The organism is Kosakonia sp. R1.Fl, from assembly GCF_023516815.1.
Lineage (GTDB): Bacteria > Pseudomonadota > Gammaproteobacteria > Enterobacterales > Enterobacteriaceae > Kosakonia.
The window spans coordinates 2,548,974-2,572,907 of sequence record NZ_JAMGSQ010000001.1; the positions used below are offsets into that span (position 1 = coordinate 2,548,974).

Consider the following 23,934-nt stretch of genomic DNA (forward strand, 5'->3'; position numbering starts at 1 on the left):
AAACCGATTTCGGCCAGCTAAGCAATTCCGCTGCCCACCGCTGGTGGGGAGTAATGCACCGTTCGGCTATGTGGAAATAGTACGCGGAAGCGCTGATGCCAACAACTACCAGCGCGCCGCCGGAATGGTAGAGGCGTTTGCAGCTATGAACGAGCAGGGGCGCAAAGAATGGCTGAAATTAACCGGCAATTCAGAGACCACTACGGGATCCCTGTGCGCGTCATCCGGTGGGAGCCAGAAAAGCAGCGCGTTATCTATCTTCGTGAAGCGCAAGGCTACGAGCATGAATGCTTCAGCCCGTTTGAGCAGTTCCAGCGAAAATTCACAGAAATAAAGGACGACCATGAGCCAGATATTTGAAATCGTCCAGTCGTTGTCAGGGCAGAGGAACAGCATCACGATCCCTGTTCCTTACCTCGACTTCTTTTCCGGCGATCAGCAGGCGCATGCACTTGGTGCGGTACTCAATCAGCTTGTGTTCTGGTCAGGTAAATCAGATCTGAATGATGGCTGGTTTTACAAAGAGCACAGCGAGCTTGCTGCCGAAATCCGTGGCGTCAGCGAAGACCAGGTGCAACGCCTCGTAAACAAGATTTGTACCCGCTGGCTGCCCGGCGTGGTAGAGAAAGCACAGCGTCAGGTTAATGGTACCAAAAAAACGCATTACCGAATTGATGGTGACGCGCTGATAAATGCTCTCTTTCCTGCGACTCCAGTGGATTCCGCAAAATCGCGGAACGGGAAACGCGAAGTTGCGGAACCCATTACGCAGAATCGCGGAACCGAAACCGTAGAATCGCGGAACCCTAACCGCGAAGTCGCGGAACCTATTCTCTATACAGATCATTACACAGATCACCACGAACAGATCTCAAAACCCTCTTGTCAGGTTGCGCCGCAACCCGACGTTGCGGTGGTTATCACCGATCAGGCTAAACAGGTTTTGACTTACCTGAACCAGAAGACCGGATCACGGTATCAGGTCAGTAAATCCTCGCTGGATAACATCCGTGCCCGCCTTGGTGACGGTTTCACCGTTGCTGAGCTGGATCTTGTTGTGGACTACACGACCGCAAAATGGGGTCAGGATCTGCGCATGGCTGAATACCTGCGCCCGACAACGCTTTTCCTGCCGTCAAAATTCCCTGGCTACCTTCAGGCCGCGAACAAGTGGGTTGAGGCAGGGCGACCGGAGCGCCGTAACGGCGAATGGGTAAGCAGCACAGCAGCGCGCGCCAGTTTCAAGAATGTGGATTATTCGCTGCCGGAGAACGCGGGGTTCCGGTCATGAGCACATGGAAGAGACCATTCCTCAAATGGGCTGGGGGGAAATATTCACTACTACCGGAACTGGATCGCCTTATCCCGGTGGGCAAACGACTCATTGAGCCATTTGTGGGCGGCGGTTCGGTGTTTCTCAACTCCGATAAGCATGAAAGCTTCCTGCTGGGGGACGTAAACGCTGATCTGATCAACCTGTACCAGATGCTGACAGTGGTTCCCGATCTGGTAACCGAGTGGGCTAAAGGCTTATTTGAAAAGCTGAACGATGAAGACAGCTATATCGCCTGTCGTGAAGAGTTCAACAACCAGAAAATGTTCGGACCTGAGCGCGCCGCCGCTTTCCTCTACATCAACCGCCACTGCTTTAATGGCCTGATCCGCTACAACAGCAACGGCGATTTCAATGTTGGCTGGGGGAAGAAACCCAATCCGTATTTCCCCGAGAAAGAGCTGCTTGCCTTTTCCGCTATCTCTAAAAAATGCGTATTCATAAACGCCGGGTACCGCCGCACGCTGGCGTTGGCAGGTGAGGGAGATGTTGTGTACTGCGATCCTCCGTATGAACCGATGCCCGGTACCGCCGGTTTTACCAACTATGCCGCCGGGGGTTTTACGTGGGACGACCAGCAGGAGTTAGCGCGCTGCTGTGTTGCTGCGCATCAGCGTGGCGCCAGAGTGGTGATCAGCAATTCCACTGCGCCCCGCATCATCGAGCTTTACAAGGGGCATGGCTTCGACCTGCACCACGTCAGCGCCCGCCGCGCCATATCGAGCAAAGGCAGCACGCGCGAAACCGCCACCGACATCGTGGCCATTCTCTGAGGGGGAACCGTGGAAGAACGTAAACCACTGACTGACCGGCAGCAGCAGGTGCTTAATGCGCTGGTGGATTTTCACAACATGCACGGCTACCCGCCGACCTATACCGAGCTTGCGGCGCTGATTGGCGTCGCATCCGGCAACGCTGCCTTTGAACACCTTCGCGCCCTGGTGAAAAAAGGCTATATCACGATCGCCAGCGGCACCGCGCGCGGCATCAAAGTGAACGGCGTAAACGACACGCTGGCGCTCGATGAAGCCGAACAAGTTATCCGTGCGCTCCTGGCGGGTGAGGAAAGCTCGTCTGTTCTGGCTCAGGAATGGCTGAAACGCAGAGGGTCCGCGGCATGAAGCTGAAATTACCTTTCCCGCCAAGCGTAAATACCTACTGGCGCGCACCGAATAAGGGGCCGCTTAAAGGCCGCCACCTTATCAGCGCTGCCGGGCGTAAGTACCAGAGCGACGCCTGCGCGGCAATTATCGAGCAGTTACGCCGTCTGCCGAAGCCATCCAGCGAACCAGCCTCGGTGGAGGTCATTCTCTACCCGCCGGACGTGCGCCGCCGCGACATCGACAACTACAACAAGGCGCTGTTTGACGCGCTGACGCATGCCGGAGTGTGGGAGGACGACAGCCAGGTTAAACGCCTTCTGGTGGAGTGGGGGCCGGTAGTAAAGGGCGGCATGGTAGAGATCACGATCAGCAGGTTTGAACCAACAGCGGTTGCAGCCGCTTAAAGGAGATACGCATGCAGCAGATGAACGCAACACCAGCTTTCACCCCTGTGCCATTTATGCCGGGGCAGGAATTGACAATGAGCAGCCAGGATATTGCTGATCTGGTTGAATCTCGTCACGACCATGTTAAGCGCTCCATCGAAAGACTGGCAGAGCGCGGGGTTATTCAACTTCCTCCATTGGGGGAAGTTAAAAACCACCTCGGACAGTCGGTGGCGGTTTACCAGATTGGTAAGCGCGACAGCTATATCGTCGTAGCTCAGCTTTCTCCGGAATTTACCGCGCGCCTTGTCGACCGCTGGCAGGAACTGGAAAGCCAGCAGGCAATGCAGGTGCCGAAGTCATTACCTGAAGCGCTGCGCCTCGCCGCTGATCTGGCTGAGCAGCAACAACAGCTTAAACAGGAACTGGCAGCCGCTGCGCCGAAGGTTGAGTTTGTCGATCGTTATTGCTCCGCGAAAGGCTCCATGTCATTCCGGCAGGTAGCCAAGCTGCTGAACGCCAAAGAGCCTGAATTCCGCATGTTCCTCATTGAGCGGGGGATAATGTATCGCCTCGGCGGCGCGCTTACGCCACACCATCAGCACATCGAAGCAAAGCGATTTGAAGTGAAAACCGGTACCACCAATACCTCAAATTACGCCTTCAGCCAGGCGCGCTTCACCGCGAAGGGCGTGCAGTGGATTGGTGGACTCTGGACGGCTTATAAAGCACAGGGGGAAGCCGAGTGAGGGCGCTGTTAAATCCCGTCGTGGTAACTGAGCTTGGCCTCGTCATGTTCCGTCCCGGCACCAGCCTCCTGCCGCATTTTCGCCGCGGGCGCATGCTGATTGAGAACGAACCCGAGCGCCTGGCGGGTATGCCGAACGGTGAACTGCCACCAGCAGATCAGCCGCTGGCGGAAGATCCTGCGCTGGCACGCGTATTCGAAAATGAAGCGGTATTGCGCCGCGCTGGCGGCATTAACGGCCTGGAAAGCTGGCTTGAATCCGGTACCGGATGCCAGTGGCCACACGAAAACTGGCACGATGAGAACATGACTACCATGCGCCACGCGCCGGGCACGATCCGTCTGTGCTGGCATTGCGACAACATTCTGCGCGAGCACAGCACCGGGCAACTGGCGGGTATTGCCCGTGCAAATTGCGCCGCATACATCCTCACGACCGCACGCCGCGAGCTTGGCTTCGACGACTCCCATTCACTGACGCTGCCGGAGTTCTTCATGTGGCTGGCGCGTAACGGGCTTGCCGATGTGTTGCCGGAGGAAGCCGCCCGGCAGGTTCTTCTTATGCCTAAGCCGGTCATTAAATCGGTAACACGCGAGCTTGATCTGGTGCCCGGCATGCCGCAGGCGCGGGAAATTGTTGAGAAGGTTGCAAAGCAGGTGCTGGCGCTGCGCATCGATCCGGAGACGCCTGAATCCTTCATGCTGCGCCCTAAGCGCCGCCGCTGGGAAAATGAGAAGTACACCCGCTGGGTTAAAGCGCAGCAATGCATGTGCTGCAACAACCCGGCAGACGATCCCCACCACCTTATCGGCCACGGTAATGGTGGAATGGGTACAAAGGCGCACGACCTGTTTGTGATCCCGCTTTGCAGAGCACATCACGACGCGTTGCACGCTGACACCGTGGCATTTGAAGAAAAATATGGCAGCCAGCTTGTGCTGCTGTTTCGTTTTTTAGATCGCGCGCTTGCCATCGGCGTGCTGGCGTAAAGTGGAGACGCTATGAACCTTGAATCATTACCAAAATTCTATTCGCCTAAATCGCCAAAGTTAAACGACGAGACGCCTGCTACTGGCGGTGCAGCGCTGACAATCACCGATGTAATGGCAGCACAAGGCATGGTGCAGTCAAAAGCGCCGCTCGGCTTTAACCTGTTCCTGGCGAAGATGGGCATTCAGGATCCGGCACCAGCTTTAGAAGGACTGATGAACTATGCGCTGGCGCTCAAAAATCCGGTGCTGATGAAACTCAGCGAGAAAGCCCGCCTCGAAATTCTGCCGGTGCTGGTGCAATTCGCCTATGCCGATTATTCCCGATCGGCGGCAAGTAAGGCGCGGTGCCCGCACTGTAATGGCCTTGGTGTAATGCATGTCATGCGCGATGTGGTCAAGCACCCCGGCGTTAAAGGCGTTGAGGCAAAGGTCAGGTATGAAGAGGTGCAAGAGATCTGCCATCACTGCGGCGGTAAAGGAGAGGTAAGAACAGCGTGCCGTGGCTGCAAAGGAAAGGGTGAAGTGCTCGATGAAAAGCGCACAAAGCTTCACGGCGTGCCGGTCAATAAGGTATGCGGTCGCTGTAACGGCAATCGCTACAGCCGCGTACCAACAACCCTTGCCCGCGCACTGGTAAAGAAGGTTGTGCCAGACCTGACCAATTACGAATGGTATAGCGGTTATGCCGATGTGATTAACGCGCTGGTGACTAAATGCTGGCTTGAAGAGGCAAGCGCAGAGATGTATTTGAGAAAAGTGACACGTTAGCCACACTTTCGTGACTTATAGCGTCATGATGCTTGCAATACTCAAAAAAACTGGTTAGGATTTTCCCAACGATGGGCATTGTATGTTCAACGTTAAAAACCCGCCACTGTGCGGGTTTTTTTATTCTCATCAAGTTTATTCCTTAAATGAAAGCGTAAATTGTCCCTGTGGGCTTGATGAGCCTTCACTTATATAGGGGATAAAAATGCATTTTCTTAACGGGATGAATGGATTGTTTCATTTGACAGATGCAACAACACCAAGTGTCATGAGTAATAACGTTGCAAGGATCGCAAAAAAAATTAACCCTGCAGGCGCATTTTCTGCGAATTATTATCGCTATACACAGCCAGCAGATTTCGCACCATTTGAGCAGGAATGTTATTACAACGTTGCAAAGATGATTAAATTACATGGCGGAGAACCTATTTATGGGTGGGTTCTTTGGGAAAGCGCCAACATGATTGAGGGCGAAGCTCATTGCTTATACAAAAGCCCGGAAGGTGAGATTTTAGATATTACGCCAAGAGTGTCTGGCGAAGAAAAGATTCTTTTTTTAGAAGATCCTAGCTTCAAAGTTTCACTTAAAAGAGTAGGTGAAAACAAATTTAAGATGGTTCAACGTAGCAATCCACAACTGGATATTGCTTCAGATAGTTTTTTCCCATCAAAAGAAGTGGATCTTGAATTCGATCAGAGTGAAATTCGTGTAATAAGGTTAAGTGAATACGAGGATAGTTTTTTATTCTATTAATTTTATTAAGTGCGTTAAATAGCTCTTTTGGCTCGCTTGCGGGCCATTTTTATTTCTGGCTACCAATAGGCGGCCTTTTTTATTCCCCTCATCCTGAGAGGACTCACAGCAAATACGAGGGGGCTAAATGTCCGAACCTGTTTCCGGTTCCGCTGCGGCGGCAAGCGCTTTAACCGGTGCCAGTTTGTATGGCTTGTTAACCGGCACCGATTACGGTGTCGTGTTCGGTGCGTTCGCTGGCGCAGTGTTCTACGTCGCCACGGCTGCCGACCTGACGATTCTCCGCCGTTCGGCCTACTTCATCGTTTCTTACTTCGCTGGTGTGTACGGCTCCGGGCTGGTGGGCTCAATGCTGGCAAGCATCACCCATTACAGCGACAAACCGCTTGATGCGCTTGGCGCGGTTTTGCTTTCCGCGCTGGCGATTAAGACGCTCACCTTCTTCAGCGAGCAGGATCCCCTGTCGCTGCTGCAACGGTGGCGGGGAGGGACAAATGGTAACAAGTGATCCGCTGGTACTTACCAACGTGGTGACCAGTACCGCTATCGTTTTGCGCCTGATGATGTTTCGTAAGCCAGGCGGGCGACACAACTGGTGGGCGTCATGGCTGGCTTATCTGATCATCCTGGCTTATGCCTCGGTGCCATTCCGTTTCATGTTCGACTTCTATTTCCATGTTCACTGGGCGACCGTGCTGATGAATCTCATCATCTGCGCTGCTGTATTCGCGGCGCGCGGTAACGTAGCCCGGATTTTTCACGTACTGAGGCCAGAATAATGCGGATCAGCGATAAGGGTATTGCGCTCATCAAACAGTTTGAAGGTCTGCGGCTGACGGCGTATCAGGACAGCGTGGGCGTATGGACCATCGGCTTTGGCTGGACGCAGCCGGTGGGCGGGAAACCAATCCGCGCAGGGATGACAATTAAAGAGGAAACGGCAGAGCGCCTGTTGCGTACCGGGCTGGTGAGCTACGAGAGCGACGTGTCGAAGCTGGTGAAAGTGAAACTGACGCAGGGCCAGTTCGATGCGCTGGTTTCTTTCGCCTACAACCTCGGCGTGCGCTCGCTTTCCACATCGACACTGCTGAAAAAACTTAATGCCGGTGATTACCGCGGCGCCGCCGATGAATTCCCTCGCTGGAATAAAGCGGGCGGGCAGGTACTGGCTGGTCTTACCCGCCGCCGTGAGGCAGAGCGCGCTCTGTTCCTGTCGTGATGAATCGCATAACTGCTATTGCATCAATTGCGGCGGTAGTCGTTATTGCCGTTCTTGCAGCGCTGCTGGCGTTTGCAAAAGCTGACCTGTCCAATGCAGAAAGCGATAACCGCGTCCTGAAGAGCGACAACGCATTACAGGGGCAGGCGATCGCCACTCAGGCATTCAACGTCAACCGTTTTAACCAGGTGGCGCAACTGGCAGCCAGCGCTAATGCCGTGGTCGCCAGTGATGCCGAAAAAACCGTTATTGAATACCGGGAGATTCTTCACCGTGAGAAAACCTGTGATCTGCCTGTTCCTGCTGATATTGCTCGCGGGTTGCTCGAATACACGTACCGTTTACGTGCCAGCGCAATGCACGCCGATTCCGGCCAGCCTGACACAGCCGATGGTGGTGCCGCTGCCACCAGCGGGCTGACATATTGTCAGGCCGTGCTGTGGATTAGGCCGTTGCTCGCAACCATCGAGCAGGGTAATAACAACTTTGCCGGCATCAGAGATATTGAGAGCCAGCGGCAGCAATAAAAACAGCCCTCCGAAGAGGGCTAATAGGAGAAATATTGCGTTTATCTCATAGGTTCAAGCATTGACTTAACGCTCATCCCTGAGCGCTTCCCTGGTGTGGGTAGGAGCCACGTTAGGGTTCTTTAAACGTTGCACATAACTCCAGATTCGCAAGCGTAAGCGGTAATCAATAAGAGTAATCCTGGGTTTGCCCACCGGGAGCGAATCGATAGCAGCGGGAGAATGATTGCGGGGCTGCGAGCGGATATTGTGCAATGCATTTGATCATGAAGTGGCTGTAAATAACAACAGCTTTTATGTGTACTTTTATGCATTAATCGTTTAATTATTGTTGAGGGTAAAACCACTTCAATCAATAATTTAACTTATGGATAAGACATCAATGAAGCACATAATTGTATTGTTTGTAGCGCTTTTTCTTGCAGGGTGTACTAATTTCTCAGCGCAGCAACCTTATCGTTCCGAGAATGGTGAGCGTATGGTCATTAGTGCAAATATGCCCAATGGTATGTTTAAGTTGTGGGTAAATGAGGTTTTGGTCGTTGATGATACATCCCTTAACCAGGATAAAAGTCTCGCTGCAGCTTTCAGCCAAAGCTATACAAACGTTTACAATGGTACCTATAAGGGGCAAAAAGTTATGGCTCGCTGTAAGTTTTCGCGTGACTCAAGGGAGTGTGATGTGTTCGTCGATGGCGAGCATGCAGCCAACCTCTTCCTGAGATAAATATTACGCCAAAGGCATTACAGCAGGCATTCACTGAGTGCCTGTGATAATGAATGTATGTTTTGCCGCCAAACTCAGCAGGTATATAATCTGAAAGCCATAAGGCTAACCACTCAAGGAAGCAAAATGAAAGACGGCATTTACTTTGTTGTATTCAAAAGCGCTCAAAATGATGTTGGTACCGGGACTGTCGTGGTGAGAAATAATACAGTTAATGGTGGCGATTTTGGATTTACGTATCAGGGAGTAATCCAGGCTAATAGTCTGGACCTTCTAGTTTTCCAGCATGATCCTCAGGCACAGTGCGTAATACCTGGTTTGCATGAATACAGAACCACTTTTGCGATAACACAATCAGCAAGCGGCTACCTTCTCCAGGGAAGCATACTTGGAATCCCAAATTCTAATTTGGAAGTACACGCCAAATTTATCGGTGATTTAGTGTAAAGCTCTCCGAATTTTTTAAATCATTCATTTGCTTTTAACATAGGCCACCTAGTTTTCATGGGTGGCTTTTTTATTGCGCCTCGCCCGCGCACAAAAGAATTCAGGGGGCTGAATTTTAAGCCTACTGATTATCATTGATGAGAGAGTCTTTCAGTCGTTAGCCTGGGGAAAGCTGTTTTCTCGTGTGGCTGTCCCATGCACCACGCTCACATCAAAAAGGAAGATTTATGCAGGTCACTATCAATGGTGTCCCGTATGCGCCTGTCTGCAACACGGCCACTAGCCGTATCGGTATCGTAATTTCCACTCATAATCGCGCTGGTGCTCTAAGCCAGTCGCTGGAGCATCACCTCCAGCATCTTCCCGCTGGCGCGCTGGTGGTTGTCGTTGACGATGGTTCACAGCCACCAGCAGCGGTGCCCGACGGCGTTAAGCTGATCAGGCACGAAAAATCGCTGGGCATTGTGGCAACGAAGAATGCCAGCCTGGCTGTGCTGACCGCTGCTGGCTGCGAGCATCTGTTTCTGTGGGACGATGACGCATGGCCTATTGCTGATGGCTGGTGGTTGCCTTACATCGACTCACCCGAGCCTCATCTGGCTTATCAGTTCCTCGATCTGGCTGGCGCGCGAAAGCTGAACGATATCGCTGTGCTGTACCGCGACGATAAGCATGTGGCTTATACCGGCCAGCGCGGCGTGATGCTTTACTACCACCGCAGCGTAATTGAGCGCGTCGGTGGCTTTGACCCGATTTACGGGCGCGGCATGTATGAACATTCCGATCTGGCTCTGCGCATCCACAATGCCGGGCTGACGTCGTGGGCGTTCGCCGATGTGGTTGGCTCTGAAAAGCTCATTCACTCGCTGGACGAACATGAACAGGTTGAACGCTCGGTACCGCGCCCGGATCGCGAAGAGCAGGTTAAGCGCAACGTGCGGATTCACAACGAGCGCCGCGACACCGGGTACACAGGCTATGCAGAGTACCGACCGCGGCATGATGTGGTGATCACCACCCTGTTAACCAGCCAGCCCGACCCGCAACGCAATGAGCGCATGACGGTAGAACCCGGCATGCTCGCGCGCTGGTCGGAATCAGTTAAAGGTGCCAAAGCGGTGGTGCTGGCAGACCAGCTCACCAGCGCGCCACCCGGCGCCAGTCTGGTCAGGGTGCCGGAAGTCGCGATGAACGTTTATTTCCGGCGCTGGCTGCATATCTGGCAGCACCTTCGCGATCACCCTGAATATCACTTCGTGTGGTGTACCGATGGTACCGACGTCGAAATGCTGCGGGAACCGTGGGCAGATATGGTGCCCGGTATGGTTTATGTCGGGTCCGAGCCGAAAACCTACGCTGACGCCTGGGCGCGCCAGCATCACCCGGAGCGCGTCTATCAGGACTTCATCGACCAGCACCGCAACGACGTGATGCTTAACGCCGGGCTGCTTGGCGGCCTGCGTGAAGACGTGATGGCGTTTGCTCATGGCATTGTGCGGCTGTATTACCTGCTGGAGTGTCATCGCTTCTGGAAGACAGAGAAAGCACCGGCAGCCGTTGGTGACATGCTGGCGTTTGGTATTGTGGCGAAACGCTTTGGCGATCGCATCGTGACAGGTCCGGCAATCCATACTGTATTTAAGTCCAATGGCGTTGGAAGTGAGTGTGCATATTGGAAACACAAGTGAAGTTTATTGTTGTCGGCCACCACTCCCGGCGTCAGCAGGCTGATAGCCTGGCATCGCATATCGGTGCGCACCTGGTTATTGATGAAGGGAATCACGGCGCCAACTGGAATCATCGCCGGGCTCTCGAATGGGCGGCTGAGCAACCTTGCCGTGTGGTGGTGCTGGAGGAGGATGCACAGCCGGTGCCTTGGTTTACCAATAATGTTATCCCCTGGCTCAATGACAAGCCTGATGACCTGATTAGTTTTTACCTCGGCACTGGCCGCCCGCCTCAATATCAGGCGCTTATTGCCGAGCGGCTGATTGCCGCCGACAGGACGCGCGCCGACTACATCACGCTGCCGCAGCTCATTCATGGTGTGTGTTACAGCGTGCCGTCTCAGCACCTACCAAAGGTGCTGGCACGCTGGGACAGCAGCAAGCCCGCTGACTTTGCGCTGGGTGATGCATGGGGTGCGCCGGTGGTGTATCCCTGCTGGTCACTGGTTGATCATGCCGATGGAGAACCCGTCGAGCGCCATCCCGATGGTGAGGCGCGGACGGAACGGCGCCGGGCATGGAGGGTTGCATAATGCCAGCAGCGATACCGCGAGCATGCCGCAAGCGTGGCTGCTCAGGAACAACGACAGACCGTTCAGGCTTCTGTGACCAGCACCGCAACGAAGGCTGGCAACAGCACCAGCGCGGGCAGAGCCGCCACCAGCGTGGCTACGGAAGCAAGTGGGACGTGCTCAGGGCTGAGGTGCTGAAGCGCGACAAACATCTGTGCCAGAACTGTAAACGCAACGGGCTGATAGCACCGGCAAAGACAGTCGACCATATCATTGCCAAAGCTAACGGCGGCACAGACGACCGGACCAATCTCGAAGCCCTGTGCTGGTCATGTCACCGTTCGAAGACGGGGCACGAAAGATTCAAATGAGAACAGATATCAACAAATTGATTGCATTTGCAACTATATTGATGTGAATGATATAGATTCTCATCAATGGGGAGGGCGGGTAAAAAGTTCAGAGGGCTGCCTGCTAAGGACCGCCGCCTCAGTCAGATTTTTCCACCCGCGAAATATAAAAATTAACCGGAGCGTCTATGGCTGGAGCGACGGGGCGATCCGGGCGCCGGGCAAAGCCTGTTGCAAGGAAGTTGCTGGCGGGCAATCCGGGGAAGCGCGCCCTCAACAAAACTGAACCTTCATTCACGCCGATCACTGGCGTTGAGCCGCCGGAGTGGCTGGACGATAACGCCGCGACGATGTGGCGCATGGTTTCAAAAGAGCTTTGTGCTCAGCAGGTTCTCTGCGCCACCGATCTTCATAACCTTGAAATGTTCTGTATCGCCTATTCGAACTCCCGTCAGGCTCAGGAGCATATTCAGGCGCATGGGATAGTCATGGCTGGCTCAATGGGCGGCCCGATAAAAAACCCGGCACTGACGGTACTCAATGAGGCGATGCGCCAGATGGCATCATTTGGCGGGATGCTGGGGCTCGACCCGAGCAGCCGCCAGCGCCTTATCGGAGCAAACAAAAAACAGTCTGATAACCCATTCAAAAATTTATGACCCGTAAATCCTACCCGAACGTGAACGCCGCAAATCAGTATGCCCGCGACATCGTGCGGGGCAGGGTGACGGCGTGCCGGTATGTCATCGACGCCTGTCAGCGCCATCTTGATGATCTGGCAAAAGAGAAAACCCGGAAATTCCGTTATCGCTTTGATAAGGATCTGGCAGAAAAGGCGGCGAAGTTTATTCAACTTCTGCCGCATACCAAGGGCGAATGGGCGTTTAAACGCATGCCAATAACGCTCGAACCCTGGCAACTTTTTATCGTCTGCTCGGCGTTTGGCTGGGTGATAAAAGGCACTAAGCTGCGCCGTTTCCGCGAGGTTTATACAGAGATCCCACGCAAGAATGGCAAATCGGCGATATCTGCCGGGGTGGCGCTTTATTGCTTTACCTGTGATGACGAGTTTGGCGCCGAGGTGTATTCCGGCGCCACGACAGAAAAACAGGCCTGGGAGGTTTTCCGCCCGGCCCGGCTGATGTGCAAACGCACCCCGGCGCTGTGCGATGCGTTTGGTGTCGAGGTGAACGCTTCAAATATGAACAGGCCGGAGGATGGCGCCCGCTTTGAACCCCTGATCGGGAACCCCGGCGACGGCTCGTCGCCCAGCTGCGCGGTGGTCGATGAATACCACGAGCATGACACCGACGCGCTCTATACCACCATGCTGACCGGCATGGGTGCCCGGCGCCAGCCACTGATGTGGGCGATCACTACTGCGGGCTATAACATCGAGGGACCATGTTACGACAAGCGCCGGGAAGTGATAGAAATGCTTAACGGTACGGTGCCGAACGATGAACTTTTCGGTGTGATCTACACCGTGGATGAGGGCGATGACTGGACGGATCCGGCGGTGCTCCGCAAGGCAAACCCAAACATGGGTGTATCGGTCTACAGCGATTTCCTGCTCAGCCAGCAGAAAAGGGCGATGAACAACGCCCGCCAGGCCAACGTGTTCAAAACAAAACACCTGAATATCTGGGTGTCAGCCCGCGCGGCATATTTCAACCTGGTCAGCTGGCGCAACTGTGAGGATGAAACTCTCACGCTGGAGCAGTTTGAGGGGCAGCCATGCTATCTGGCTTTTGACCTTGCTCGCAAGCTGGATATGAACAGCATGGTGAGGATCTTTACCCGCGACATTGACGGGAAACGACATTACTACTGCGTGGCGCCACGCTTCTGGGTGCCGTATGACACGGTTTACAGCACGGATACGGATCAGCAGCGTACCGCAGAACGTTTCCAGAAATGGGTGAACAGCGGGCACCTTGAGATTACCGAAGGTGCTGAAATTGATTACCGCGTCATTCTGGAAGAGGCAAAGGCGGCTAACCGACAGAACCCGGTGGAGGAATCAGCTATTGACCCCCACGGAGCAACCAACCTTTCGCATCACCTGGCTGATGAAGGTTTAAGCCCGATCACCATCATTCAGAACTACACCAACATGTCAGATCCGATGAAGGAACTGGAAGCGGCAATCGAGGCGGGGCGTTTTCACCATGATGGCCATCCCATTCTGACCTGGTGTATTTCCAACGTGGTGGGTAAACACCTGCCGGGCAACGATGACGTTGTTCGCCCCATAAAGGAGCACAACGAAAACAAAATTGACGGTGCCACTGCGCTGATCATGGATATTGGTCGCGCCATGTTGCCGGAGACCCGGCAGGATCTTAACGGCTTCTTTGAAAATCCCATCATGGTAGGTTTCTGATGAATAAAAATAAGCAGCCGGGCAGGGTGAAAAGCGCTCTGCTCAACTGGTTGGGCGTCCCCATCAGCCTTACCACCGGGACGTTCTGGCAGGAATGGTACGGCACAAGCAGCAGCGGCAAGGTGGTGACAGCTGACAAAGCCATCCAGCTGTCAGCAGTATGGGCCTGTGTCAGACTGCTGAGCGAGTCCATATCCACCCTGCCGCTGAAGATATACGAACGGCAGGCAGACGGATCGCGAAAGCTGGCGCAGGGCAATCAGGTCTATCAGGTTCTATGCCGGAAGCCCAATCTCGAAATGACACCGTCGCGCTTTATGCTGATGCTGGTGGCCAGTCTTTGCCTGCGGGGTAACGCTTTCATTGAGAAGCTGTTTATCGGCAACAAGCTGGTTTCACTGGTTCCGCTCCTTCCGCAGAACATGGTGGTGAAACGTCTGGATACCGGGCGACTGGAATACACCTACACCGAAAACGGCAAGCAGCGCGTAATCCCGGAAAAGAACCTGATGCATATCCGCGGCTTCGGCCTGGATGGCGTCTGCGGCATGATGCCGATGATGGCCGGTCGCGATGTGATTGGTGCCGCGATGGCGGTGGAAGAGTCCGCAGCCAAGATTTTCGAGAACGGGCTCCAGAGTTCCGGCTTTCTTTCCGCTGAACAGGCACTGGACAAGGATCAGCGTGAGCGCCTTCGGGGTTACATGCAGGCGTTTACCGGATCAAAAAACGCCGGGAAAATCATGGTGCTTGAGGGCGGCCTGAAATATCAGAATGTCACCATGAACCCGGAAGCCGCGCAGATGCTTGAATCCCGCTCATTCAGCATCGAAGAGATATGCCGCTGGTTTCGCGTGCCGCCGTTTATGGTCGGGCACACCACAAAACAAAGCAGCTGGGCATCGAGCCTTGAGGGGATGAACCTCCAGTTCCTGACCCACACGCTGCGCCCGTTACTCGTGAATATTGAGCAGGAAATTTCACGGTGTCTGCTGGGCGGTGAAGAAGACCTTTTTGCCGAGTTCAGTGTGGAAGGTCTGTTGCGTGCCGACAGTGCCGGTCGCGCGGCGTACTACACCAGTGCGCTGCAGAATGGCTGGATGTCGCGTAACGACGTTCGCCGGCTGGAAAATATGCCGCCTATCGAGGGGGGTGATATTTACACCGTGCAGCTCAACCTGACGCCGCTGGAAGATCTCAGGCAGAACGGCCCGGCGGCGCAGGCTTATGCACTGCGCAGTCTCCATAACCACATTTTTCCCGATATTCCTTTCGAACAGTCACCGCTGAAACAGGCGGCCTAGGAGAACCCATGACAATCAGAAGCCTTCCGGCGGCGCCGGAGGGGCGGCCTTTTGCGCGCGAAAAACCGGATCTCCCGGCATCAGCACTGGAGCGCTGGGACGGCGGCATTCGTGCTGCAGGCAGTGATGACAACAGCATCTCGATTTTTGACGTGATTGGGAAGGATTACTGGGGAGACGGTGTTTCTGCCAGCCGTATCGCTGGCGCGCTGCGGTCAATGAATGGTGCCGCGGTAACCGTGAACATCAACTCACCGGGCGGCGATATGTTTGAAGGCCTGGCGATTTATAACCTGCTGCGCGAATACGAAGGCAAAGTCACCGTGAAGGTGCTGGGCCTGGCTGCGTCCGCCGCGTCCATCATTGCGATGGCTGGCGATGATGTACAAATCGGGCGTGGCGCTTTCCTGATGATCCACAACTGCTGGGTTGTCGCGATGGGTAATCGCCATGACCTGGCAAAAATTGCGACGGAAATGGAGCCGTTCGATAAAGCAATGGCCGACATCTACTCGGCGCGCAGCGGCATGAACACGACGGAAGTCGAAGCCATGATGGACGGCGAAACCTACATCGGCGGCAGCGAGGCCGTTGATAAAGGGTTTGCCGACAGCCTTCTCTCTGCCGATGAAATAGCCGCCGATGATGAATCACCCTCGGCGGCACTGCGCAAGCTCGATGCCCTGCTGGCGAAAACCAATACCCCGCGCTCTGAGCGCCGGAAACTCATTAAAGCCTTAGCCGGTGGCATGTCTGGCGCTGCCACCACTTCTGACGGTACGCCGGGCGCTGCCGACGACATTAAACCCGAAACACTCTCATCACTTGAAAACGCCCTGTCTGCGTTAGTCAAATAAGGATCCGCTATGTCTGAAGTAAATGAAATTCTGAAAAAAGTTACTACCAGCATTGAAGAGGCCACCGGCAAATTCAACGCCAAAGCAGAAGAAGCACTGACCGAAGCAAAGAAAAACGGGCAGTTGTCTGCTGAAACCAAAGAAACCGTCGATAAGATGGCTTCTGAATTTAACGCCCTTAAAGAGGCTGAGAAAACCCTGAAAGCCGCACTGGGTGAGCTGGAGCAGCAGGTTGCGCAGATGCCGCTGGCAAATGCAAAAACCGTTATTGAAACCGTCGGTAAACAGGTGATTTCTTCCGAGGCGTTAAAAGCCTTTGCCGCCAGCGCGGAAGGTGGCAAACGTGTCAGCGTTCCGGTGAAGGCCGCGATCACTTCCCCTGACCTGCCGGATCGCGTTGTCGAGCCGCAGCGACTGCCGGGGATTGATACCGCGCCGAAACAGCGTCTTTTCATTCGCGATCTGATTGCACCGGGGCGTACCACCTCACCGGCCATTTTCTGGGTGCAACAGACGGGTTTCACCAACAAGGCGAAGGTTGTTCCGGAGAATACGGCCAAACCGTACAGCGATATTGAATTCGCCACCAAAATCACGCCGGTGACTACCATCGCGCATATGTTCAAAGCCTCCAAACAGATCCTGGACGATTTCGCGCAGTTGCAGTCGACCATTGATGCCGAAATGCGTTACGGCCTGAAATATGCCGAAGAGCAGGAAATCCTTTTCGGCGACGGCAGCGGCGCTCACCTGCATGGCATCGTCCCGCAGGCATCAGCGTTTGATCCGGCGTTTCAGGTTGAGCATCAGAACGGGATTGATATTCTTCGTCTTGCCATGCTGCAGGCGCAGCTTGCCCGTTTCCCGGCTTCCGGCCATGTCCTTCACTTTATTGACTGGGCGAAGATTGAACTGACCAAAGACAGCCTGGGCCGCTATATCCTGGCTAACCCGGCAGCACTGACCGGACCGACGCTGTGGGGGCTTCCGGTCGTGGCGACCGAAGCGCAGCAGTTTATCGGTAAATTCCTGACAGGGGCATTTAATGCCGGCGCGCAGATCTTCGATCGTGAAGATGCCAACGTGGTGATTTCCACCGAGAACGCCGACGACTTCGAGAAAAACATGATCTCGATTCGTTGTGAAGAACGTCTGGCACTGGCGGTGAAACGCCCGGAATCGTTCATCTACGGTTCTATTTCTGCCGCTTCCGGCAGCTAAGGTATTCGGCGGCCTGCTGGCCGCCTTTCTTTAAGGCGATGAGTCTATGGAATTCCTTGAATTGTCCGTGGTGCGCGGGCATTGCCGAATCGATGATGATTTTACTGGTGATGACAACCTGCTTGAAATCTACACCGGCGCGGCGGCTCGTTACGTTGAAACCTGGACACGGCGCAAGCTCTACAAAACCAGTGATGATCCGGGCTTCGCTGATGATGCCGATCGTCTCCTGCTCGATGACGATATCCGCACAGTGATGCTGCTCCTGATTGGACACTGGTACGCCAACCGTGAAGCGGTAAATATCGGCAATATCACTTCCGAAATTCCACTGGCGGTGGAGGCTTTGTTACAGCCGCACCGGATTTATGGTCTGTAGGAGGTGCCATGCAGGCGGGAAGACTTAATCAGCGTGTGCGTATTCTTAATTTCACTACCATCAAAACCCCGTCCGGCCAGCCAGAGATTGTCTGGCATGATGGCAGCGAAATTTATGCAGAAATTAAAGGCGTAACGGGGCGAGAGCAAATCTCAGCGGGTGCTGAAATGGCGGAAGCAACGATCCGCGTATGGGTTCGGTTCCGCACCGATATCACCGCTGCCTCAAAACTGAAGGTGCTGACCGGCCCCTATAAAGGTCAAATCCTCGATGTTGCCGCGCCGCCTATTGCTGATTCAAAAGGCTCTCAACTGGAAATTCTGTGTAAGCAGGGGGTGAAACCGTGATCGATACGAAACTGGATTTTTCCGGCTTACTTGATTTATCGGACGATCTCGCCGCTCTCAGCAAAGCGGAAAACCGCAAGGTGATGCGCGATGCCACGCGCGCAGCGGCCACCATTTTTAAAGATGAAGCAGTTAAGCGTGCCCCGGTGCGCACCGGGAAGCTAAAGAAAAACATCGTGGTGATCACGCAGCGTGACCGCAATGGCAACATCACATCCGGTGTGCATGTTCGCGGTACGAATCCGCGCACCGGCAACAGTGATAATTCAATGAAAGCCAGCAATTCGCGTAATGCCTTCTACTGGAAGTTTGTGGAGCTTGGCACGTCGTATATGGCGCCCGTTCCGTTTATTCGCCCGGCCTATGATGCCAGGCAGGAAGATGCGGCAAATGCCGCTTTTGCGCGTGCGAATCAGGCGATTGATGAGGCGCTGTCAAAATGACCGAGGCTGATGTTTATTCTCTCATTGGTGCGCTGGCGGGTGGGCAGGTTTACCCCTACGTTGCGCCACTTAACCCACAGGGCGCGCCATCCATTTCACCACCGTGGATCACTTTCACGCTGGTGGATCAGGTTTATGGCGATACCTTTTGCGGCCCGGCTGAAGAGAACAGCGCGCTTCAGGTCGATGTGTATTCCCGTACCGTTGATGAGTCAAGAGCGCTGCGTGAGCAGGTTATTGCCGCGCTGATGCCGCTGGGATTCACGCAGATGAGCAAAACAGGCGGCTACGAGCAAGATACCGGCCTGCACCGGGCAACGCTTGAAGTCCATGTTCTTCAGTAACCCACCAATCCCTTAAATCCATGACCGCCGGAAGGCGGTTTTTTTATGCCCGGAGACAGCTATGTCCTCACTTTACGAAAAATCGCAGTTAACGAAGATCCTGATTTCTTCGCTGCCGGCAACGAAAGAAACGATGGGTACCGCCGTCTTTCTTGACCTCAGCTGCACGATCAAAGAAATTCAGTTTACCGGTGGTCAGAAGCAGGATATCGACGTGACCACCTTGTGCTCAACCGAGCAGGAAAATATCAACGGCCTGCCCGCACAGTCGGAGATTTCTCTCTCCGGCAACTTCTATAAAAACCCGGCGCAGGACGCACTGCGTGATGCATATGACAATGACACGACGTATGCCTTTCAGGTTATTTTCCCGTCCGGTAAAGGTTTCACTTTCCTGGCTGAAATTCGACAGCACACGTGGTCATCCGGTACTAACGGCGTGGTTGCGGCCACATTCTCCCTTCGCCTGAAAGGCAAGCCTGAAAATATCGAACCTGGTTCGTAAGGATTATCATGTCATCTATTAAAGAGCTTGCTCTGGCTAAGCTGTCAGGTTTTCGCCATAAAACTGTCGAAGTACCGGAGTGGAGTGGCGCGAAAGTGGTACTGCGAGAACCTTCCGGCGAAGCATGGTTGCGCTGGCAGGAGATCGCAAAGACTGGCAATGAGGATGAGGAACTTTCTGTTTCAGAGCGTGCTCATCGTAATCTCAAAGCTGACGTCGCGCTTTTCCTTGATGTTCTCTGTGATGAAGATAAACAGCCGGTATTTTCTGTAGATGATGAAGAGAAAGTGCGCCAGATTTATGGACCGGTACATTCCCGTCTGCTTAAACAGGCGCTTGATCTCATCACGTCAGCGGAAGACGCGCAGGAAAAGTCGCAACCCCCGGCGTAAAATTTCTGATGTCGCTTGCGCTCCGTATGGGGCGCACGCTTTCAGAACTCAGGCAGAGCATGACAGCCAGTGAGTTAATGATGTGGATTGAGTACGACAGGAAAAGCCCTGTCGGCGATATCCGCGGCGATATTCAGACGGCACAGATTGTTTCTGCTATATACGGATCGCAGGGTGCGAAAGTCCCGCTAAGCGATGCTATTTTGCAGTGGGGGGGAGATGCTAAAGGGGAAGATAACGATCCTTTTGCTGGACTTGAGGACGCATTAACAGAAGCCACTAAGTGACATCCCGATAAAAAAATAATAGGATTCTGCTGTTTCTGACAGAGGGATCGTTATATGAAATACACAATTTTATTGTCGTCTTTCTTTTTATTATCCGGGTGTTCTACTCAACCCGTTGGAACAGAACAGGCATCTAATATTCCTCCAGAAAGAGTTTGGAATAAAAATATAACTAATAAAACTGAAGGTGCTGGAATAATAATAGTTAAGCGTGACTCCGGTTTTATGGGTAGCGCATGTCTTACCAGCGTGTATTTTGATGGAAATCCCGTCGCGGATTTAAACACCAGAGAGAAGGTCACACTTTACGCCAACACAGGACGTCACGTGCTAAGCGCAACTCCACACGGATGGTGCGCTGGTGGTATGGTGGAAGTTGCAGCCGATGTTGTTGCTGGTAAAACTTTAATGTACAGAATTGGATATGGCGCCAACGGTGATTATCGATTTTCCCCAACGGCTTTTTAAATTCAATTAAACACAATAAACCCGCTAAACTTTTTGGCGGGTTTTTTATTGGGTGAAATATGGCAACACTACGCGAACTCATCATTAAAATCTCAGCCAATTCCAGCTCGTTTCAGTCTGAAATTTCCCGCGCGCAGCGCATGGGGGCTGACTATTACAAAACGATGGAAGGTGGTGGAAGAAAGGCAACTGCGGCCACGCGAGAATCACAAAGAGCCATAGCCGCCCTAAATGGTGAGTTGGCATCTGTAAAGGCGACCGCAACCGGTCTTGCAGGTGCTTTTGCAGGTGCCTTTGCCACTGGTCAACTTATTCATTATGCCGACACCTGGAATCAGTTATCTGGGCGACTGCGTCTGGCATCTACCGGCACAGATGACTTCACAGAGTCACAGCGAGCTCTGATGGATATCAGCCAGCGCACCGGTACATCCTTTGAGGCAAACGCGAATCTGTATTCCCGTATCGCTTCGGCCCTGCGCGATGCCGGATACGCATCTTCTGATGTGGCAAAAGTGACCGAAACGGTCGCCACTTCCCTGAAACTGTCCGGTGCCAGCACTGAAGAGGCCAGCTCGGTGATCACCCAACTTAGCCAGGCGCTCGGCTCCGGAGTACTGCGCGGCGAAGAATTTAACGCCATCATGGAAAATGGCGGTCGTCTGGCTAAACTGCTGGCGTCTGGCTTGGGGACCACAATCGGTGGTCTGCGTAACATGGCGAACAATGGTCAGTTGACTACTGACAAGATCATCCCATTACTGACCAATGTCGATCAATTGCGTAAGGAGTTTGATACCTTACCTGCCAGCATAAGCGGTTCCGCGCAGAAGGTTGAAAATGCCTTTATGGCATGGGTCGGCGGCGCTAATAATGCTCTTGGCGCCTCATCCGCCCTTGCTGGTGGTCTGGACAGTCTTGCGGATAATATCGGAGAGATAGCTGCTGTGGCTGGTGTTCTGGCAGCTGTTGGTGGTAGCCGCATGTTCGGCAACATGATCACTGGAGCTACTACAGCGACCGCTAAATTGATAGAGGCCAGAGGAGGTGCCATCGCTCTGGCTGACGCACAGAACTACGCTGCTGTTCAGGCTCAGCGTAAAGCAGTGGCAGATGCCGAAGCTGCAAAATCAGCCTATAACCTCGCTCTCGCCGAGGCTAATGTGGCGAAAGGTTCGAATGCGGAAGCACTGGCAACCGACAATCTGATTAAAAAGCGTAGCGAGATGATTGCGGCAAATGCTAAAGCTACGCAATCCAATATGGCAGTAGCTGCGTCTCATCAGGCGCTGAACCGTGCCACGAGTGTCGTAGGCACATTAGGCGGTGGTGCTCGCCTGCTATTGTCGCTGGTTGGTGGAATACCCGGTGCATTGATGCTTGGCGCTGGTGCCTGGTACACGATGTACCAGAATCAGGAGGAAGCTCGTCGTTCTGCACAAGAATATGCCAGTCAGATCGATATCATCAGAGAAAAGACGTCCAAGATGTCTTTGACGGATACTGAAGATAATCGGAAAAAAAGTGTCGATGCACTCGCTGAACAGAACAGACTGATTGACGAGCAGAGCAAAAAAATAGATGAACTTAAAAGGCAAATAGATCAACTCAACAAATCACAGTCCGATCCATCACTGAATAATAGAAACAGGGAAGACATTATTAGGGCTGTTGCCATTGCCACAGGGGATTTAGCTGTTGAACAAGAAAGGTTAAATCAGCTTCAGGAAAGAGCAAAATTAATTCAACAATCGCTGGAGGAGAACGAAAGGCGGCATAACGATTTAATTCGTGAGCAGGCCGGGCGACAAAATGCGCTTTATCAGTCGATGCTTGTAATGAACGGTCAGCATACTGAATTTAATCGCCTTCTTGGTCTGGGAAACCAGTTGCTGATGGCCAGACAGGGAATGACTGTCACACCGCTGCGGGTTCCTCAAGCTACAGCCACGCAAAAGCAGATAGATGCGCTTGAAAAAAGCCGCCGTGAGCTTGCTCTCTCGCGCCTTAAAGGCGAGGAAAAAGAACGAACCCGGCTTGGATACACAGCTGATGATCTGGGGCTCACTGCGGATCCTCAATTCCAGACCAACAGAGCAGAGTTTATCAATAATGGTCTGGAAGAGTGGCGTAATAACGAGGCTAACAAGAAGAAACCTAAAGGGCCGAAAACAGATGAAGAAAAGGCCGTTGATACCTATGACAGGCTGATCAAGCAGCAGAAGGAGCAAATCGCATTAGAAGGGCAGAATACCGAACTGGCTAAGGTGAAATATCAGGTCAGCCAGGGGGAACTGTCCACGCTGAGCGATGCGCAAAAACAGACGCTTCTGCAGAATGCCGCCCTGATTGATCAGACCAAAATTAAACAGCAGCTTATTGCATACGAGAATTCACTGGCCGATGCCAATGCAACAGCGCTTGCCGCAAATCAGGCTCAACTTGCAGGGTACGGGCAGGGAACCCGCCTGCGTGAGAGGATGCAGGAAGAGTACAGCATCCGTCAAGAGTTCGGGGATAAGAACACCGATCTGCTGCGGCAGTATCAGGCGAAAGAAATCAGCCAGGAATTTTATGAAAAAGGGATCGCGCTGAACAAAGAGTATCTCGATCAGCGCCTTCGTGATCAGCAGGCCTACTATGAAGCCTCTGATGCACAGCGCGCTGACTGGGGCGCAGGGATGAGGGAAGGTTTTTCGAACTGGGCAGATGAGGCTTCTGATTACGCATCTCAGACGGCAAACCTCGTCAGTTCCTCAATGGATGGGCTGGTTGGCAGCATTTCCGATGCGCTATCTGGCAACAAAAGCAGCTGGGATGACTGGGCTAATTCTGTGCTCCGCTCGATGCAAAAAATACTGATTAACGCCATGCTGGTGGATAGCCTGAAATCCGCATCCAGTTCCGGCGGTCTCTTCTCGTCGATTGGCGGAATGTTCGGCAGTTTATTTGGTGGCGGCAGTTCCGGTTCTTCAGCCGGTGCTGGCCAGTCTTTTGCCGTGCCATCTTTCCGGCCAAATGCGAAAGGCGGCGTCTATGCTTCCGAAAGCCTGAGCGCGTACAGCAACAGCGTGGTAAATACCCCGACCTATTTTGCCTTTGCAAAGGGCGCCGGACTGATGGGCGAGGCCGGGCCGGAAGCCATCATGCCGCTCACCCGATCTGCTGATGGTTCCCTTGGTGTCAGAATGGTTGGCGCTCAGGGGGCAAACTCCGGCGGTGGCAGCACGATTATCCATCAGCATTTCAGTATTTCCGGGAATGGTGACGCAGCGCTTAAACAGGCCATGCAGGAAGCCGCACGGCAGGGGGCACAGGATGGCGCGAAACAGGCAAGGCAGGAACTCCTTCAGGACTTCCAGACCCGCGGGCAGGCGCGCCGTTTGCTGAACGTTTAGTAAGGAGTG

31 protein-coding genes and 1 pseudogene are annotated in these 23,934 nt (G+C 53.5%); all 32 read left to right on the forward strand.

The annotated features are described in order from the left end of the window. Nucleotides 1-168: 168 nt before the first annotated feature. The 32 genes and pseudogenes from M8Q36_RS11890 (at nt 169) to M8Q36_RS12045 (ending at nt 23,925) form a co-directional block, all read left to right on the forward strand. Entirely contained in the window at nt 169-360 is a 192-nt protein-coding gene (locus M8Q36_RS11890; RefSeq protein WP_249881023.1) for a DUF4222 domain-containing protein, read from the forward strand. After that, nucleotides 344-1,291 carry a conserved phage C-terminal domain-containing protein gene (locus M8Q36_RS11895; RefSeq protein ID WP_249881024.1) on the forward strand — a complete coding sequence of 316 codons (948 nt, stop codon included), beginning with the start codon at nt 344-346 and terminating at the stop codon, nt 1,289-1,291. Before M8Q36_RS11890 ends, M8Q36_RS11895 begins: the two co-directional genes overlap by 17 nt. After that, a complete protein-coding gene (locus tag M8Q36_RS11900) occupies nt 1,288-2,106 on the forward strand; it encodes a DNA adenine methylase (protein WP_249881025.1) in 819 nt (272 codons plus the stop codon). The genes M8Q36_RS11895 and M8Q36_RS11900 overlap by 4 nt, the downstream gene beginning before the upstream one ends. A gap of 9 nt (nt 2,107-2,115) precedes the next feature. Beyond that, on the forward strand, nt 2,116-2,454 hold the full coding sequence (locus tag M8Q36_RS11905) for a LexA family protein (RefSeq protein ID WP_349654602.1): 339 nt from the start codon (nt 2,116-2,118) through the stop codon (nt 2,452-2,454). Next, nucleotides 2,451-2,840, forward strand: coding sequence for a RusA family crossover junction endodeoxyribonuclease (locus tag M8Q36_RS11910; RefSeq protein ID WP_249881026.1), 390 nt, complete (start codon nt 2,451-2,453; stop codon nt 2,838-2,840). Before M8Q36_RS11905 ends, M8Q36_RS11910 begins: the two co-directional genes overlap by 4 nt. 11 nt (nt 2,841-2,851) lie before the next feature. Continuing rightward, a complete protein-coding gene (locus M8Q36_RS11915) occupies nt 2,852-3,571 on the forward strand; it encodes a phage antirepressor KilAC domain-containing protein (protein WP_249881027.1) in 720 nt (239 codons plus the stop codon). Further along, entirely contained in the window at nt 3,568-4,560 is a 993-nt protein-coding gene (locus M8Q36_RS11920; RefSeq protein ID WP_249881028.1) for a DUF968 domain-containing protein, read from the forward strand. Before M8Q36_RS11915 ends, M8Q36_RS11920 begins: the two co-directional genes overlap by 4 nt. Nucleotides 4,561-4,572: 12 nt before the next feature. Further along, nucleotides 4,573-5,331: an antitermination protein gene (locus M8Q36_RS11925; protein ID WP_249881029.1), complete on the forward strand. Its 759-nt coding sequence runs from the start codon at nt 4,573-4,575 to the stop codon at nt 5,329-5,331. A 205-nt stretch (nt 5,332-5,536) separates the two neighbouring features. Further along, nucleotides 5,537-6,085: a hypothetical protein gene (locus tag M8Q36_RS11930; RefSeq protein ID WP_249881030.1), complete on the forward strand. Its 549-nt coding sequence runs from the start codon at nt 5,537-5,539 to the stop codon at nt 6,083-6,085. Nucleotides 6,086-6,212: 127 nt separating this feature from the next. Further along, entirely contained in the window at nt 6,213-6,593 is a 381-nt protein-coding gene (locus M8Q36_RS11935) for a phage holin family protein (RefSeq protein WP_045514774.1), read from the forward strand. Further along, entirely contained in the window at nt 6,580-6,864 is a 285-nt protein-coding gene (locus M8Q36_RS11940; protein WP_061493547.1) for a phage holin family protein, read from the forward strand. Before M8Q36_RS11935 ends, M8Q36_RS11940 begins: the two co-directional genes overlap by 14 nt. Further along, complete coding sequence (locus M8Q36_RS11945) at nt 6,861-7,304, forward strand: lysozyme (protein WP_249882765.1); 444 nt, start codon at nt 6,861-6,863, stop codon at nt 7,302-7,304. The genes M8Q36_RS11940 and M8Q36_RS11945 overlap by 4 nt, the downstream gene beginning before the upstream one ends. Beyond that, on the forward strand, nt 7,304-7,831 hold the full coding sequence (locus tag M8Q36_RS11950) for a hypothetical protein (RefSeq protein WP_249881031.1): 528 nt from the start codon (nt 7,304-7,306) through the stop codon (nt 7,829-7,831). The genes M8Q36_RS11945 and M8Q36_RS11950 overlap by 1 nt, the downstream gene beginning before the upstream one ends. Before the next feature lie 382 nt (nt 7,832-8,213). After that, a complete protein-coding gene (locus tag M8Q36_RS11955) occupies nt 8,214-8,558 on the forward strand; it encodes a hypothetical protein (RefSeq protein ID WP_249881032.1) in 345 nt (114 codons plus the stop codon). A 126-nt stretch (nt 8,559-8,684) separates the two neighbouring features. Continuing rightward, nucleotides 8,685-9,005 carry a GrlR family regulatory protein gene (locus M8Q36_RS11960; protein WP_249881033.1) on the forward strand — a complete coding sequence of 107 codons (321 nt, stop codon included), beginning with the start codon at nt 8,685-8,687 and terminating at the stop codon, nt 9,003-9,005. A gap of 227 nt (nt 9,006-9,232) precedes the next feature. Further along, entirely contained in the window at nt 9,233-10,693 is a 1,461-nt protein-coding gene (locus tag M8Q36_RS11965; protein ID WP_249881034.1) for a glycosyltransferase family 2 protein, read from the forward strand. Continuing rightward, complete coding sequence (locus M8Q36_RS11970; RefSeq protein WP_249882766.1) at nt 10,675-11,265, forward strand: hypothetical protein; 591 nt, start codon at nt 10,675-10,677, stop codon at nt 11,263-11,265. Before M8Q36_RS11965 ends, M8Q36_RS11970 begins: the two co-directional genes overlap by 19 nt. Next, on the forward strand, nt 11,265-11,615 hold the full coding sequence (locus M8Q36_RS11975) for an HNH endonuclease (RefSeq protein WP_249881035.1): 351 nt from the start codon (nt 11,265-11,267) through the stop codon (nt 11,613-11,615). The genes M8Q36_RS11970 and M8Q36_RS11975 overlap by 1 nt, the downstream gene beginning before the upstream one ends. 167 nt (nt 11,616-11,782) lie before the next feature. Beyond that, nucleotides 11,783-12,253, forward strand: a complete 471-nt coding sequence (locus tag M8Q36_RS11980) for a phage terminase small subunit P27 family (protein WP_249881036.1) — start codon at nt 11,783-11,785, stop codon at nt 12,251-12,253. Beyond that, on the forward strand, nt 12,250-13,980 hold the full coding sequence (locus M8Q36_RS11985; protein WP_249881037.1) for a terminase large subunit: 1,731 nt from the start codon (nt 12,250-12,252) through the stop codon (nt 13,978-13,980). Before M8Q36_RS11980 ends, M8Q36_RS11985 begins: the two co-directional genes overlap by 4 nt. Beyond that, a complete protein-coding gene (locus M8Q36_RS11990; protein WP_249881038.1) occupies nt 13,980-15,284 on the forward strand; it encodes a phage portal protein in 1,305 nt (434 codons plus the stop codon). The genes M8Q36_RS11985 and M8Q36_RS11990 overlap by 1 nt, the downstream gene beginning before the upstream one ends. 8 nt (nt 15,285-15,292) lie before the next feature. Then, complete coding sequence (locus M8Q36_RS11995; RefSeq protein ID WP_249881039.1) at nt 15,293-16,141, forward strand: head maturation protease, ClpP-related; 849 nt, start codon at nt 15,293-15,295, stop codon at nt 16,139-16,141. Nucleotides 16,142-16,150: 9 nt separating this feature from the next. After that, nucleotides 16,151-17,362, forward strand: coding sequence for a phage major capsid protein (locus M8Q36_RS12000; protein WP_249881040.1), 1,212 nt, complete (start codon nt 16,151-16,153; stop codon nt 17,360-17,362). Between the two features lie 46 nt (nt 17,363-17,408). Then, nucleotides 17,409-17,741 carry a head-tail connector protein gene (locus M8Q36_RS12005; protein WP_249881041.1) on the forward strand — a complete coding sequence of 111 codons (333 nt, stop codon included), beginning with the start codon at nt 17,409-17,411 and terminating at the stop codon, nt 17,739-17,741. Between the two features lie 8 nt (nt 17,742-17,749). Continuing rightward, nucleotides 17,750-18,088 (forward strand): phage head closure protein, encoded by a 339-nt coding sequence (locus tag M8Q36_RS12010; protein ID WP_249881042.1) that lies wholly within the window; start codon nt 17,750-17,752, stop codon nt 18,086-18,088. After that, the gene (locus M8Q36_RS12015) at nt 18,085-18,531 is read left to right on the forward strand and encodes an HK97-gp10 family putative phage morphogenesis protein (RefSeq protein ID WP_249881043.1); all 447 of its coding nucleotides are present in this window, start codon (nt 18,085-18,087) and stop codon (nt 18,529-18,531) included. The genes M8Q36_RS12010 and M8Q36_RS12015 overlap by 4 nt, the downstream gene beginning before the upstream one ends. Further along, entirely contained in the window at nt 18,528-18,875 is a 348-nt protein-coding gene (gp17, locus tag M8Q36_RS12020; protein WP_249881044.1) for a tail completion protein gp17, read from the forward strand. The genes M8Q36_RS12015 and gp17 overlap by 4 nt, the downstream gene beginning before the upstream one ends. Nucleotides 18,876-18,936: 61 nt before the next feature. Next, nucleotides 18,937-19,356: pseudogene (locus M8Q36_RS12025) on the forward strand (phage tail protein); the annotation flags it as partial. A 32-nt stretch (nt 19,357-19,388) separates the two neighbouring features. After that, nucleotides 19,389-19,772, forward strand: a complete 384-nt coding sequence (locus M8Q36_RS12030) for a phage tail assembly chaperone (RefSeq protein ID WP_283945954.1) — start codon at nt 19,389-19,391, stop codon at nt 19,770-19,772. An 8-nt stretch (nt 19,773-19,780) separates the two neighbouring features. Beyond that, nucleotides 19,781-20,059 (forward strand): phage tail assembly protein T, encoded by a 279-nt coding sequence (locus tag M8Q36_RS12035; RefSeq protein WP_249881045.1) that lies wholly within the window; start codon nt 19,781-19,783, stop codon nt 20,057-20,059. Between the two features lie 54 nt (nt 20,060-20,113). Then, nucleotides 20,114-20,527 carry a hypothetical protein gene (locus M8Q36_RS12040; RefSeq protein ID WP_249881046.1) on the forward strand — a complete coding sequence of 138 codons (414 nt, stop codon included), beginning with the start codon at nt 20,114-20,116 and terminating at the stop codon, nt 20,525-20,527. A gap of 59 nt (nt 20,528-20,586) precedes the next feature. Continuing rightward, the gene (locus tag M8Q36_RS12045) at nt 20,587-23,925 is read left to right on the forward strand and encodes a phage tail tape measure protein (protein ID WP_249881047.1); all 3,339 of its coding nucleotides are present in this window, start codon (nt 20,587-20,589) and stop codon (nt 23,923-23,925) included. The last annotated feature ends 9 nt before the right edge of the window (nt 23,926-23,934 follow it).

Coding starts and splice junctions, on each gene's coding strand:
- M8Q36_RS11890 (WP_249881023.1), top strand. CDS start 169: ATGGCTGAAATTAACCGGCAATTCAGAGACCACTACGGGATCCCTGTG.
- M8Q36_RS11895 (WP_249881024.1), top strand. CDS start 344: ATGAGCCAGATATTTGAAATCGTCCAGTCGTTGTCAGGGCAGAGGAAC.
- M8Q36_RS11900 (WP_249881025.1), top strand. CDS start 1,288: ATGAGCACATGGAAGAGACCATTCCTCAAATGGGCTGGGGGGAAATAT.
- M8Q36_RS11910 (WP_249881026.1), top strand. CDS start 2,451: ATGAAGCTGAAATTACCTTTCCCGCCAAGCGTAAATACCTACTGGCGC.
- M8Q36_RS11915 (WP_249881027.1), top strand. CDS start 2,852: ATGCAGCAGATGAACGCAACACCAGCTTTCACCCCTGTGCCATTTATG.
- M8Q36_RS11925 (WP_249881029.1), top strand. CDS start 4,573: ATGAACCTTGAATCATTACCAAAATTCTATTCGCCTAAATCGCCAAAG.
- M8Q36_RS11930 (WP_249881030.1), top strand. CDS start 5,537: ATGCATTTTCTTAACGGGATGAATGGATTGTTTCATTTGACAGATGCA.
- M8Q36_RS11935 (WP_045514774.1), top strand. CDS start 6,213: ATGTCCGAACCTGTTTCCGGTTCCGCTGCGGCGGCAAGCGCTTTAACC.
- M8Q36_RS11940 (WP_061493547.1), top strand. CDS start 6,580: ATGGTAACAAGTGATCCGCTGGTACTTACCAACGTGGTGACCAGTACC.
- M8Q36_RS11950 (WP_249881031.1), top strand. CDS start 7,304: ATGAATCGCATAACTGCTATTGCATCAATTGCGGCGGTAGTCGTTATT.
- M8Q36_RS11955 (WP_249881032.1), top strand. CDS start 8,214: ATGAAGCACATAATTGTATTGTTTGTAGCGCTTTTTCTTGCAGGGTGT.
- M8Q36_RS11960 (WP_249881033.1), top strand. CDS start 8,685: ATGAAAGACGGCATTTACTTTGTTGTATTCAAAAGCGCTCAAAATGAT.
- M8Q36_RS11965 (WP_249881034.1), top strand. CDS start 9,233: ATGCAGGTCACTATCAATGGTGTCCCGTATGCGCCTGTCTGCAACACG.
- M8Q36_RS11975 (WP_249881035.1), top strand. CDS start 11,265: ATGCCAGCAGCGATACCGCGAGCATGCCGCAAGCGTGGCTGCTCAGGA.
- M8Q36_RS11980 (WP_249881036.1), top strand. CDS start 11,783: ATGGCTGGAGCGACGGGGCGATCCGGGCGCCGGGCAAAGCCTGTTGCA.
- M8Q36_RS11985 (WP_249881037.1), top strand. CDS start 12,250: ATGACCCGTAAATCCTACCCGAACGTGAACGCCGCAAATCAGTATGCC.
- M8Q36_RS11990 (WP_249881038.1), top strand. CDS start 13,980: ATGAATAAAAATAAGCAGCCGGGCAGGGTGAAAAGCGCTCTGCTCAAC.
- M8Q36_RS11995 (WP_249881039.1), top strand. CDS start 15,293: ATGACAATCAGAAGCCTTCCGGCGGCGCCGGAGGGGCGGCCTTTTGCG.
- M8Q36_RS12000 (WP_249881040.1), top strand. CDS start 16,151: ATGTCTGAAGTAAATGAAATTCTGAAAAAAGTTACTACCAGCATTGAA.
- M8Q36_RS12005 (WP_249881041.1), top strand. CDS start 17,409: ATGGAATTCCTTGAATTGTCCGTGGTGCGCGGGCATTGCCGAATCGAT.
- M8Q36_RS12010 (WP_249881042.1), top strand. CDS start 17,750: ATGCAGGCGGGAAGACTTAATCAGCGTGTGCGTATTCTTAATTTCACT.
- gp17 (WP_249881044.1), top strand. CDS start 18,528: ATGACCGAGGCTGATGTTTATTCTCTCATTGGTGCGCTGGCGGGTGGG.
- M8Q36_RS12030 (WP_283945954.1), top strand. CDS start 19,389: ATGTCATCTATTAAAGAGCTTGCTCTGGCTAAGCTGTCAGGTTTTCGC.
- M8Q36_RS12035 (WP_249881045.1), top strand. CDS start 19,781: ATGTCGCTTGCGCTCCGTATGGGGCGCACGCTTTCAGAACTCAGGCAG.
- M8Q36_RS12040 (WP_249881046.1), top strand. CDS start 20,114: ATGAAATACACAATTTTATTGTCGTCTTTCTTTTTATTATCCGGGTGT.
- M8Q36_RS12045 (WP_249881047.1), top strand. CDS start 20,587: ATGGCAACACTACGCGAACTCATCATTAAAATCTCAGCCAATTCCAGC.